The sequence below is a fragment of the Streptomyces tibetensis genome, assembly GCF_007655005.1.
Lineage (GTDB): Bacteria > Actinomycetota > Actinomycetes > Streptomycetales > Streptomycetaceae > Streptomyces > Streptomyces tibetensis.
Map to the genome: position 1 here is coordinate 170603 of NZ_SZVW01000009.1, position 12338 is coordinate 182940.

Here is a 12338-nt window from a genome sequence, read left to right on the forward strand (position 1 = left end):
GGGACGACCGCGCTTGCTGAGGGGGCGTCAGAATTGGGGTGAATGGGTGTCAGGGAGCGCTGAACCGGCTGCTCGTCACGACCGTTTCGGCAGGTCACGGGCGTTCGGCGGACAGGGTGCGGAAATGCGCGGGGTGCGCGTGTGAACGGGTGACCCGGGTGTGCGCGCCGGAGCTTGACCTCAAGAATGGTTGAGGTATGAGGCTGGGGCGCATGACTCCCATCGCCACCGACTCAGCCGCTGCCGCGACCGAGACGCTCCGCCTGACCCTGGTCGTGGGCAGCAACCGCCACGGCCGCTTCGGCCCCGTCGTCGCCGACTGGCTCCTCGCCCGCATCCGGGACCGGGACGACCTGGTCGCCGAGGTCGTGGACGTCGCCGAGGCCGCCCTGCCCATGTCCCTCGAACCGACCCCGGAGGCGACCGCCGCGCTGTCCGGCATCACCCCGAAGCTGGCCCGTGCGGACGCCTTCGTGGTCCTCACCCCCGAGTACAACCACTCCTTCCCGGCGGGCCTGAAGAACCTCGTCGACTGGCACTTCACGCAATGGCAGGCCAAGCCCGTCGGCCTCGTCTCCTACGGTGGTCTGTCCGGCGGGCTGCGCGCCGCGGAGCACCTGCGTCAGGTCTTCGCGGAGCTGCACGCCGTGACGGTCCGCGACACCGTCTCCTTCCACAACGCCGGTGCCGCCTTCGACGACCGGGGCGCCCTGCGCGACCCCTCCGGCCCGGACGCGGCGGCGAAGACCATGCTGGATCAACTGGTGTGGTGGGGCCGTGCGTTGCGGGAGGCCAGGGGGAGGTGGCCGTACGGGGACTGAGCCCGCATCAGGCGCACACGCCCCTCACACCTCCGGCTCTCTCACGCCGCCGTACCCCTGACGCCGCGGCCCGTCACACCCGCGCCCGCCAGTCCCCGCCCGCGATCGCCCGCCCCCGGGTCCGCAGGCGTGCGGCGACGGCGGGCGCGGCCACGTACACCCAGGCCCGGACGGCCACCCCGTCGGCCTCCCGCACGACCTGCCGCTCCACGCGCTCGTACAGACTGCGCGGATCCCCCGGCACGTACTCCTCCAGCCGGTCCAGCTCCGCGAGCAGGCCCCCGTACGCCTCGGGCAGCGCGGTGACCAGCTCCCCGCTCACCGCGCCGCCGCCCGGCTCCTCGACCGCGTACGGGTAGCCCGGCCCCTCGTAGAGCACCGTGTCCGCGAGTCTGCCCGGCTCCTCGGAGCGGGTGCGGCCGCGCAGGAAGAGGCCGTGGTTGACCTCCCCCGGGCGGAGGGTGCCGTAGACGAAGAAAGGCAGGGTCACAGGAACGATTCTGCACCCTCACACACCTCCACAGCGGGGCTATGGACATGCCAGGTCCGTGACGCCTTAACTCGCGGTCAACATCAACGCCGCCCCCGGTCGACCCCACGCGACCGGGTGCGCCCGTATGAGGAGACCGATGAGTCGGATACGTCATGTCCGCGGTTCCCGTCTCACCCTCGCCGGTGTGGCCGTCACCGGTACCACCGCCCTGCTGGCCGCCGTTCTCTCCCCGGTCGCCGGCGCGGCCGACCGGCCGACCAGGTCGGGCGCGATCGAGGACGCGGAGGCGGTGCTCGCGGACCGGGCCAAAGCCCTGGGCCTCACCCCGGCCCAGGAGACGAAGGTCCGGGACGTCGTCGTCGACGAGGACGGCACCCGGCACGTGCGCTACGACCGCACCTACCACCGACTCCCGGTGCTCGGCGGCGACTTCGTGCTCCACCTGAACCCGGACGGCACCTACCGCGGCACGAGCCGCGCGACGAAGTCCGCGCTCTCCCTGGCGAGCGTCACCCCGAAGGTGACCGCCCCCAGGGCCGCCGACCTCGCGGCGAACCTGCTGCGCGCCGCGCACCTCGGCGAGACCCTGAAGAAGCTCACCGCCAAGCCCCGTCTCGTCGTCGACGCCCTGCACGGCGCCCCCAAGCTGGCCTGGCAGACCGACGCGGTGGCGCACGACGAACTCGGCAACCCGGTCGGGCGCACCGTCCTGACCGACGCGACGACCGGCGCCCGGATCGACGCCTGGGACTCCATGGAGTCGGCGTCGGGCGACGGCAAATCCCTCTACGGCGGCACGGTCCCGCTGGAGACGACGGCGGCCGGCTCGTCGTACCAGCTCAAAGACGCGACGCGTGGCGGCACGTACACCGGCGACGCCGAGAACAAGACGGACAAGTGCCTGCTGACCGTCTGCCTGACCCGCGCCCCCGCGACGCTCTTCACGGACGCCGACAACCAGTGGGGCACGGGCGCGGCCGCCGACCGGTCCACGGTCGCGGTCGACGCCCAGTACGGCACGGACGCCACCTGGGACTACTACAAGAAGGTCCACGGCCGTGACGGCATCGCCGGCGACGGCAAGGGCTCCTTCAACCGCGTCCACTACGGCAAGGACTACAACAACGCCTTCTGGGACGACAACTGCTTCTGCATGACGTACGGCGACGGTGACGGCAAGCTCATGGGGCCGCTCGTGTCACTGGACGTCGCCGGGCACGAGATGTCCCACGGCGTGACGTCGAAGACGGCGGCGCTGACCTACTCGGGCGAGTCCGGCGGCCTGAACGAGGCCACGTCGGACATCTTCGGCACGCTGGTGGAGTTCCACGCGGCCAACGCCGAGGACCGGGGCGACTGGCTCATCGGCGAGAAGGTCGTCCGCTCCGGCCTCGGCCGCGAGGCCCTGCGCTTCATGGACAAGCCGTCCAAGGACGGCAAGTCGGCGGACTGCTGGAACGCGAAGCTCGGCGACCTCGACGTGCACTACTCCTCCGGCGTCGGCAACCACTTCGCCTACCTGCTCGCGGAGGGCAGCGGCAAGAAGTCCCTCAACGGCGTCGCCTACAACTCCCCGACCTGCGACGGCTCCACGGTGAACGGCATCGGCCGGGCCGCCCTGGGCAAGATCTGGTACCGCGCCCTGACGGTCTACATGACGTCCTCGACGGACTACGCGGACGCCCGCACGGCGACCCTGAGCGCGGCGAAGGACCTCTACGGCGCCGACAGCACCGAGCACAAGGCGGTGGCGGCGGCCTGGAAGGCCGTCGCCGTGAGCTGACCGCTACCGCTCGACGGCCTCCAGCCGTACCGCGCACGCCTTGAACTCCGGCATCCGGGAGGTCGGGTCGAGCGCGGGGTTGGTGAGGGTGTTGGCGCGGCCCTCGCCCGGCCAGTGGAAGGGCATAAAGACGGTGTCGGGCCGGATGGCGTGCGTGATCCTCGCGGGTGCCACCGCCCGGCCCCGCCGTGACACGACGGCCACCGGGTCCCCCTCGGCCGCTCCGAGCCGGGCCGCCAGCCTCGGGTGCAGCTCCACGAACGGCCCGGGCGCGGCGGCGTTCAGCTCCGCCACGCGCCGGGTCTGTGCCCCGGACTGGTACTGCGCCACGACCCGCCCGGTGGTCAGCAGCACGGGGTATTCCTCGTCGGGCTCCTCGGCGGTCGCCCGGTGCGAGACGGGGACGAACCGGGCCCGGCCGTCCGGCGTGGCGAAGCGGTCGAGGAAGAGGCGCGGCGTGCCGGGGTGCACGGCGGGCGCCTCCCCGCCGGGAAGGGCGTCCTCGTCCGCGTCGGCCGTCTCCACCGCCGCAGGGCAGGGCCAGAACACCCCGTTCTCCTCGGCCAGTCTCCGGTAGGTGATCCCCGAGTAGTCCGCCGCCCCGCCCGCCGACGCCCGGCGCAGTTCCTCGAAGACCTCCTCAGGGTCGGTCGGGAAGCCCTTTTCCACGCCCAGGCGGGCGGCGAGTTCGTGCAGGACCTCCAGGTCGCTGCGGATGCCGTCGGGCGGGGTGATCGCCCGGCGCCGCAGCAGCACCCTGCCCTCCAGGTTCGTCGTCGTGCCCGTCTCCTCGGCCCACTGGGTGACCGGCAGGACGACGTCCGCGAGCTCCGCCGTCTCCGACAGCACCACGTCGCAGACCGCCAGGAAGTCCAGCGACCTGATGCGCTCCTCGATGTGCGCGGCGCGCGGCGCCGACACCACCGGGTTGGACGCCATCAGCAGCAGCGACCTGATGTCGGTGCCCAGCGCGTCCAGCAGCTCGTACGCGCTGCGCCCCGGCCCGGGAAGGCTGTCCGGGTCGACGCCCCACACCTCGGCGACGTGCGCCCGGGCGGCCGGGTCGTCGAGCTTGCGGTAGCCCGGCAACTGGTCGGCCTTCTGCCCGTGTTCGCGCCCGCCCTGCCCGTTGCCCTGGCCGGTCAGGCAGCCGTACCCGGAGCGCGGGCGGCCCGCCCGGCCGGTCGCCAGGCACAGGTTGATCCACGCGCCCACCGTGTCGGTGCCCTTGGACTGCTGCTCCGGCCCGCGTGCGGTGAGCACCATCGCCGACTCCGGCTCGCAGAACATTCGTACGACCTCGCGGAGTTGTGGAACGGACACCCCCGTGATCCGCTCCACGTACTCCGGCCAGTGCGCCATCGCGGCGGCCCGGGCGTCCTCCCAGCCGGCCGTGCGTTCCTTGACGTACTCCTCGTCCACCCGGCCTTCGGCGATCACCAGGTGCAGCAGGCCCAGGGCGAGGGCCAGGTCCGTGCCCGGGCGGGGCGCCAGGTGCAGGTCCGCCTGCTCGGCGGTCTTCGTGCGGCGCGGGTCGATGACGATCAGCGTGCCGCCGTTCTCCTTCAGCTCGGTGAAGAACCGCAGCGACGGCGGCATGGTCTCCGCGAGGTTCGACCCGACGAGGATCACGCAACCGGACTTCGGGATGTCCTCCAGCGGGAAGGGCAGCCCCCGGTCGAGGCCGAACGCCTTGATGCCGGCGGCCGCCGCCGACGACATGCAGAAACGCCCGTTGTAGTCGATCTGCGAGGTGCCGAGCACGACCCGCGCGAACTTGCCGAGCGTGTAGGCCTTCTCGTTCGTCAGCCCGCCCCCGCCGAACACCCCGACCGCGTCCGGCCCGTGCTCCGCGCGCGTGCGGCCCAGCCCCGCCGCGATCCTCTCCAGCGCCTCGTCCCAGGAGGCGGGCACCAGCGTGCCGCCCTCGTCGCGCACCAACGGGGAGGTCAGACGCACGTTCCGCGCGAGCACCTCGGCCGATGTACGGCCCTTGCCGCACAGGGCGCCCCGGTTCACCGGGAAGTCCGCGCGCTCGCTCACCACGACGGTCCCGTCCGGTGCGGGCGTGAGGTTCATCCCGCACTGCAGGGCGCAGTACGGGCAGTGCGTGGGCGTCGCGGTGTTCTGCATGCCGTCCAGCGTGCGTCGGCCGTGTTACGCCGGGGACGGTTCCCTGTTACGCGGCCGGGACGGCAACCTCCCCGCCACCGCCCCGCCCACGTGAGGCGGGAGCCCCTTGCCTGGTCAGGCACAGGCCCGCCCTCCTTCAGGTCGTCGCCGACCGGCACCGACGTTGCCCTTGGGACGAGAAACGCCACATGTGGCTCATTGCGTTCCTTTCTTGGCCGATCCGACCTCGTTGAGAGTTGAAGCAGCAGCACTACGCTCTCGCTACGCGCAGCGCTCGCACGACTCCGCACGGCGTTCGACACCCGGGCATGCCCGCCGCTCACGGCAGCATCCACCCGCGGCCGGACCGCAGGTGGCAATCCGACCTCGAAACAGCCAGGAGGCCACCCGATCATGCCTCTGCGCCACTTGACCCCCCGTGACCAGCAGCTCTTCAGGCAGTACGGCCGAGGCCCCGCCGTCCCCGTCCCCGACCCCCTCCTGCACCACGCCGTCGCCCGGCATGCCCTGGCCACCCCGCACGCGGTCGCCGCCGAACACCAGGGCGCCCGCATCACCTACGGCGAACTCGACCGGTACGCCGGAGCCCTCGCCGCCCGCCTGGTCCACGAAGGCGTCCGCCCCGGCGACCACGTCGGCCTGTTCGTCCGCCGCTCGATCCCGATGCTGGTAGGCCTGCTCGGCATCCTGAAGGCCGGCGCCGCCTACGTCCCGCAGGACATCGGCCTCGCACCCCCGGCCCAGCTCACCCACGTCATCCGCACCGCCCGCACCCGGGTCGTCCTCACGGTCGCCGAACACGCCCACCGCGTGCCCCTGCCCGACGGCCATCTGCTGCTCCCGCTCGACGAGCCGCTGCCGTACGCCCCGGCCCCGCGGGTCCCCGTCACCGGCGACGACGGCGCCTACGTGCTGTTCACCTCCGGCACCACCGGCCGCCCCAACGGCGTGAAGGTCACCCACCGCAACGTCGCCAACCTCCTGCTCACCGCCCCGGGCGACCTCGGCGTCCGGCCCGGCGACCGGGTCGCCCAGCTCCTCAACATCGCCTTCGACATGGCCGCCTGGGAGATCCTCGGCTGCCTCACCCACGGCGGCACCCTCGTCATCCGCGGCAAGGACATCGCCGCGGCCGCCCGCACGGCGGACGTGCTCGTCGCGACCCCGACCGTGCTGTCCGGACTCGACCCGGCCGCCTGCCCCCGGGTGCGCACGGTCGCCGTCGCGGGGGAGCCCTGCCCGCGCCCGCTGGCCGACCGCTGGGCCCGGCAGGCCGCCTTCTTCAACGGCTGCGGCCCCACCGAGACGACGATCGTCAACACGATGAGCCGCCACGACCCGGACGCCCCGCTGCTCTCCATCGGCCGCCCCACCCCCAACAACACCGTCTACGTCCTCGACGCCGACCGCCGTCCCGTGCCCGTCGGCGAGCCCGGCGAGATGTGGGCCGGCGGCGACTGCGTGTCCGCCGGCTACCTCGGCGACGACGCCCTCAACGCCGAGCGGTACGCCCCCGACCCCTTCCTCGGCGGCGCCCACCGCATGTTCCGCACCCGCGACCTCGGCCGCTGGACCCCCGGCGGCGAGCTGGAGCACCTCGGCCGCACCGACGACCAGGTCAAGGTGCGCGGCTTCCGCGTCGAACTGGACTCCGTCTCCTCGGTCCTGGAGTCCGCCGCCGGCTGCACCCGGGCCGTCACCCTGAAACGCGACGCCCGCACCCTGGTCTCCTTCGTCTGCCCGGCGGACGTCGACCCGGAAGCGGCGCGCCGGGCGGTCGCGGACGCCCTGCCCTACTACTGCGTCCCGGAGCGGATCCTGCCGCTGGCCCTCCTCCCCGAGACCGACCGCGGCAAGGTCGACAAACAGGCTCTGCTGCACATGATCGAGGCGCGTGTGGCGGTGGCGCGATGACCACGTCCCCGCCCCGCGACCAGCAGGCCACCGGCGGGCTCCCGCCGCTCCTGCCCGGCCCCCGCCGCCTGCTCAAGCACCCCCGCCTGATGCACTACAACCGGCTCGCGGCCCTGGTGCTCCTGGCCAACACGGCTTTCGCCTTGGCCAGTTGGCCTCTGGCCGCCCCCACCCTCGGGCACGCGGCCCTCACCAACCTCGCCCTCGCCGTCGTCGTACGCCAGCAGTACGTCGTCAACCTGCTGTTCCGGCTGGCGACTTCGGCGCCGACGGGCTGGCCGCTGCGGGTCCGCTGGACGCTCGGCAAGGTCTACCACTTCGGCGGACTGCACGTCGGCGGGGCACTGGCGGGCACCGCCTGGTTCCTGGCCTCGACGATCACGGCACCCGACGGCCCCGCCAGGGCCGTCGGGTGGACCCTGATCGTCCTCCTCGCGCTGATCATCGCCACCGCCCTGCCCCCGTTCCGTTCCCGCCGGCACGACCACTTCGAGAAGATCCACCGCTTCGGCGGCTGGGCGGCCCTGGCCCTGTTCTGGACGCACACGCTGCTGTCGTCGCCGGGCCCGTGGCAGGTCGGCACACTCGCGGTGATCACCTTCAGCGTCGCCCTGCCCTGGCTGCGGCTGCGCAAGGTGGAGGTCCGCCTCGAACGCCCCTCCTCGCACGTCGTGCTGGCCCGCTTCGACCACGGCGAGACCCCCTTCGCGGGCTCCTCCACCGCGATCAGCCGCAGCCCGCTCAAGGAGTGGCACTCCTTCGCCAACGTGCCCGCCCCCGGCGAGTCCGGCTTCCGGCTCACGATCTCCCGGGCCGGCGACTGGACCGGCTCCTTCATCGACGACCTGCCCCGCCAGGTGTGGGTCAAGGGCATCACCACGGCCGGCGTGGCCAACATCGAGGTCCTGTTCACCAAGGTGGTGTACGTCGCCACCGGCAGCGGCATCGGCCCCTGCCTGCCCCACCTGCTCGCCGCCCAGGTGCCCTCCCGGCTGGTCTGGGCGACCCGCGACCCCCGGACGACCTACGGCGACGCCCTGGTCGACGAGATCCTCGCCGTCCAGCCGGACGCCAGGATCTGGGACACCTCACGGCACGGCAAGCCCGACATGGTGCGCCTCGCCCACGAGGCCTGCCGGGACTTCGGGGCGGAGGCGGTCATCTGCATCTCCAACAAGAAGCTGACCTGGCAGGTGGTCCACGGCCTGGAACGGCGGGGCATCCCGGCGTACGGCGCGATCTGGGACTCGTAGAAGGGGATACCGATGAACAACCTGAAGCTGGAACGTGACGGCCGGGTGGTGACCGTACGTCTGCACCGCCCGCACGTACGCAACGCGCTCAGCTCGGCGCTGCTGTCCGAACTCCTCGACACCCTGCGCCCGTTGGACGCGGACCCAGAGGTCGGCTGCTTCGTCGTCACCGGCTCGGACACGGTCTTCGCCGCGGGCGCCGACATCAGGGAGATGGCCGGGAAGTCGGCCGTCGACATGGCGGCCGAGGACTACTTCGCCGGCTGGGAGGAGTTCGCGGACCTCCGCACCCCGAAGATCGCGGCCGTCAACGGACATGCCCTCGGGGGTGGTTGCGAGCTGGCGATGATGTGCGACCTGGTCGTCGCGGGGGAGTCGGCGGTCTTCGGGCAGCCCGAGATCAAGCTCGGCGTGATCCCCGGCATCGGCGGCACCCAGCGGCTGACCCGGCTCGTCGGCCGGGCCACGGCCATGGACCTGGTCCTCACCGGTCGCACCATGGACGCACGGGAGGCTGGACGCTGCGGTCTCGTCTCCCGTGTGGTCCCGGACGACCGGGTCCTGCCCGAGGCCCTCGAAGCGGCGGCGGCGATCGCCTCGTACGGCAGTGCGGCGGTCAGGGCGGCCCGTGAGTGCGTCGACCGGGCCCTCGAAACCGGTCTGCGCGACGGGATCCGCTTCGAACGCCGAGTCTTCCACGCCCTGTTCGCCACCGACGACCAGAAGGAGGGCATGACGGCGTTCCTGGAGAAGCGCCCCCCGCGCTTCCAAGGGCACGGGCACGGGCACTGACACCACCGGCCGGCCGGGGGCGTCCGCCCCCGGCCGAGTCACCCGCGAGGGTCCCCGGCCGTCGCCAACGCCCGCTCCACACCCGGCTCCCGCGGTCCGAGGAACCGCGGATCCGGGCGGAACACCGCGTCCAGCGCGGCCTTCCCGGCGGCGAGGATCTCCCGGGCGCCCCCGTAGTACCAGGTCGCGTCGTGCACGGCGTCCACGCCGACGCCGTACGAGGAGATCCCCGCCGTCTCGCACAGCGCCACCGCCCGCCGGATGTGGAAGCCCTGACTGATCAGCACGGCCTGATCCACCCCGAAGATCTTCTTCGCGCGCACGCAGGAGTCCCAGGTGTCGAACCCCGCGTAGTCGCTGACGATCCGCCCGTCGGGCACCCCGTGCCGCGTCAGATACGCGCGCATCGCGTCCGGCTCGTCGTAGTCCTCCCGGCTGTTGTCCCCGGTGACGAGCACCACCTCCACCCGTCCCTCCCGGTACAGCTTCGCCGCGGCGTCGAGCCGGTGCGCGAGATACGGCGAGGGCTCGCCCTCCCACAGCCCGGCACCGAACACCACCGCCACCTCGGTACGCGGCACATCCGCCGCCGTCCGCAGCCGGTCACCCGCCACGGCGTACATCCACGTCGCCGGAAGCAGGGCCAGCACGCACCCGGCCATCACGGCCTGCACCAGCCGTCGCTGCCCTCGACGGGTACGCGGCAGCCGTGGTCTTCGGAACGTCACACGACGCATCGGACGGTCCTCCCCAGGTCGGCCCCTCGACAGTCAGGGACGTCGTCCGGGACCGCCCGGTTCATCCGCAGCCACGTGACCAGCTTCACTCGATTCGTGGAAACCGCAGGTCAAGGCAGCTCACACAGCCCTGTCCCGCATCGTGAACCGCTGGAAAACACCCGTGACGCCCACGCAACGGGAAGGCAACGCGCCGCCGCCACCATCGGAGCATGCCCAGTCAGCTCAGCCTCGTCCCGCCGCCCGCCACGCGCCGCCCGGCCCCGCCCGCCCTCGTGGTCGTGGCCCACGGCAGCCGCGACCCCCGTGCGCTGAGCACCGTGCGGGCGCTCCTCGACCGGGTCCGGGCCCTGCGCCCCGACGTGCCCGTGCACCTGGGCCACATCGAACTCAACGCCCCCCTGCTCCCCGACACCCTGGCGGCGCTCGGGGACTCGGAGGCGGTTCTCGTCCCCCTCCTCCTCAGCCGTGGCTACCACGTCAAGCAGGACATCCCCGAGATGGCGGCCGCCTCCCGGGCCCGCACCCACCTGGCCGCCCCCCTGGGCCCCCACCCGCTCCTGGTCGACGCCCTCCAGGCCCGCCTCACGGAAGCCGGCTGGGGCGGGACACCCCACCGCACCAGCGCGGTCGTCCTCGCCGCCGCGGGCTCCCGCGACCCGGACGCCAAGACGGACACGGGCCGCACCGCCCAGCTCCTGGCGACCCGCCTCGGCGTCCCGGTCATCCCGGCCTACGCCTCGGCGGCGACCCCGACGGTCGAAACGGCCGTCCGCGCCCTCCTGGCAAGGGGGCGCCGCCACATCGCCCTCGCGTCCTACTTCACGGCCCCGGGCCGCTTCGCCACGGAATGCGCCCGGAAGGCCCCCTGGATTGCGGCGGCTCCCCTGGGCACCCACCCGTCGATGGCCGACCTCGTCCTCCACCGCTACGAGGAGGCACTGGCGAAGGCGGCCTTCAGGGCATTGGCCTCAGCCTGATACCGGCGGAGCGGGACACGCCCCGAAAGGGGCGCGGGGAACGGCGCGACAAGCCACGACGAGCCCGCACACGCCACACCACCGAACTCGGCACACGCGACGGCGTACAGCACACCCGTGCCCGTACTGTCGACACATGGCAGGCACCGCACAAGACCCCACGGCCTACGACCCGACGTCAGTCGACCGCTGGGCCCCGGAACCAGACAAACGCCCCGGCCGCACCGCCTTCCAACGCGACCGGGCCCGGGTCCTGCACAGTGCCGCCCTGAGAAGACTCGCCGGCAAAACCCAAGTGGTCACGCCCGGCACCCTCGGCCCCGCCTGGGACGCCAGCCCCCGCACCCGCCTCACCCACTCCCTCGAATGCGCCCAGGTCGGCCGCGAGCTGGGCGCGGCCCTCGGTTGCGACCCGGACCTCGTGGAAGCCGCCTGCCTCTCCCACGACCTGGGCCACCCGCCCTTCGGACACAACGGCGAACAGGCCCTCAACGAGTTCGCGGCGGACTGCGGCGGCTTCGAGGGCAACGCCCAGTCGCTCAGGCTCCTCACCCGTATCGAGCCCAAACGGTTCACCTCGGAGCGCTCCGTCGGCCTCAACCTCACCCGCGCCGCCCTCGACGCCGCCACCAAGTACCCCTGGCCCCGCGGCGCGCATCCGACCGACCCGGCCTCGCACAAGTTCGGTGTCTACGAGGACGACCGCCCCGTCTTCGACTGGCTCCGCAAGGACGCCCCCGGCACCCGCACCTGCTTCGAGGCACAGGTCATGGACTGGTCCGACGACGTCGCCTACTCGGTGCACGACGTGGAGGACGGCCTGCACGCCGGTCACATCGACCCCAACTGCCTGCACGCCGACCCCGAACGCCGGGACGTCTTCGAGGTCGCCCGCGGCCGGTACGTCCCCGCCGACACAGACCCCGCCGAGCTGGCCGAGGCCCTGGACCGGCTCCTCGCCCAGGAGTGGTGGCCGCACGGCTACGACGGCACCGCCGTCGCCCAGGCCCGTCTGAAGGACGCCACCAGCCAGCTCATCGGACGCTTCTGCCTGGCCGCCGAGACCGCGACCCGCACGGCCTACGGGGACGGGCGGCTCACCCGGTACGCCGCCGAGCTCGTCGTCCCGCGCGAGACCCGGATGGAGTGCGCCGTCCTCAAGGCCGTCGCCGACCTCTACGTCATGCAGCGCGCCGAGCAGGAGCGGTTGCGCGCCGACCAGCGGATCGTCGTCGCCGAACTGGCCGAGGCGCTCACCGCCCGCGCCCCGGACGGCCTGGACCCGCAGTTCCGCGCCCTGTTCGCCCGGGCGGGGGACGACCGGGCGCGCAAGCGGGTGATCGTCGACCAGATCTCCTCCCTCACCGACACCTCCGCCCGTTCGCTTCACGCCCGTCTGACGGGGCAGGGATGAGACCGGCGCGACGGGCGG

General features: G+C 72.8%; 10 protein-coding genes. 7 read left to right on the forward strand and 3 right to left on the reverse strand.

Annotation, left to right across the window (positions count from 1 at the left end; translation table 11 throughout):
* Positions 1–212: 212 nt before the first annotated feature.
* Positions 213–821: an NADPH-dependent FMN reductase gene (locus FDO69_RS17200; RefSeq protein WP_104780705.1), complete on the forward strand. Its 609-nt coding sequence runs from the start codon at positions 213–215 to the stop codon at positions 819–821.
* A gap of 73 nt (positions 822–894) precedes the next feature.
* On the opposite strand, the gene FDO69_RS17205 is transcribed toward FDO69_RS17200, so the two are convergent.
* A complete protein-coding gene (locus tag FDO69_RS17205) occupies positions 895–1311 on the reverse strand; it encodes a gamma-glutamylcyclotransferase family protein (RefSeq protein WP_104780706.1) in 417 nt (138 codons plus the stop codon).
* A 139-nt stretch (positions 1312–1450) separates the two neighbouring features.
* Here FDO69_RS17205 and FDO69_RS17210 point away from each other — a divergent pair, with 139 nt between their 5' ends.
* Entirely contained in the window at positions 1451–3097 is a 1647-nt protein-coding gene (locus FDO69_RS17210) for a M4 family metallopeptidase (protein WP_104780707.1), read from the forward strand.
* 3 nt (positions 3098–3100) lie between these two features.
* Here FDO69_RS17210 and FDO69_RS17215 read toward each other — a convergent pair whose 3' ends face one another.
* Positions 3101–5230, reverse strand: a complete 2130-nt coding sequence (locus FDO69_RS17215; RefSeq protein WP_104780708.1) for a molybdopterin oxidoreductase family protein — start codon at positions 5228–5230, stop codon at positions 3101–3103.
* A 393-nt stretch (positions 5231–5623) separates the two neighbouring features.
* Between FDO69_RS17215 and FDO69_RS17220 the strand changes: the two genes are divergently transcribed.
* From FDO69_RS17220 to FDO69_RS17230, 3 genes are read left to right on the forward strand one after another with little or no spacing between them, the layout of a single operon-like run.
* Positions 5624–7144, forward strand: coding sequence for an amino acid adenylation domain-containing protein (locus FDO69_RS17220; protein WP_104780709.1), 1521 nt, complete (start codon positions 5624–5626; stop codon positions 7142–7144).
* Positions 7141–8397 carry a ferredoxin reductase domain-containing protein gene (locus FDO69_RS17225; protein WP_104780710.1) on the forward strand — a complete coding sequence of 419 codons (1257 nt, stop codon included), beginning with the start codon at positions 7141–7143 and terminating at the stop codon, positions 8395–8397. The genes FDO69_RS17220 and FDO69_RS17225 overlap by 4 nt, the downstream gene beginning before the upstream one ends.
* A 12-nt stretch (positions 8398–8409) precedes the next feature.
* A complete protein-coding gene (locus FDO69_RS17230; protein WP_104780711.1) occupies positions 8410–9189 on the forward strand; it encodes an enoyl-CoA hydratase-related protein in 780 nt (259 codons plus the stop codon).
* A gap of 38 nt (positions 9190–9227) precedes the next feature.
* Here the strand turns inward: FDO69_RS17230 and FDO69_RS17235 are convergent, their stop codons facing one another.
* Entirely contained in the window at positions 9228–9926 is a 699-nt protein-coding gene (locus FDO69_RS17235) for a SanA/YdcF family protein (RefSeq protein ID WP_104780712.1), read from the reverse strand.
* A gap of 212 nt (positions 9927–10138) precedes the next feature.
* Between FDO69_RS17235 and FDO69_RS17240 the strand changes: the two genes are divergently transcribed.
* The gene (locus tag FDO69_RS17240; RefSeq protein WP_104780713.1) at positions 10139–10906 is read left to right on the forward strand and encodes a sirohydrochlorin chelatase; all 768 of its coding nucleotides are present in this window, start codon (positions 10139–10141) and stop codon (positions 10904–10906) included.
* Positions 10907–11042: 136 nt separating this feature from the next.
* On the forward strand, positions 11043–12320 hold the full coding sequence (locus FDO69_RS17245; protein ID WP_104780714.1) for a deoxyguanosinetriphosphate triphosphohydrolase: 1278 nt from the start codon (positions 11043–11045) through the stop codon (positions 12318–12320).
* The last annotated feature ends 18 nt before the right edge of the window (positions 12321–12338 follow it).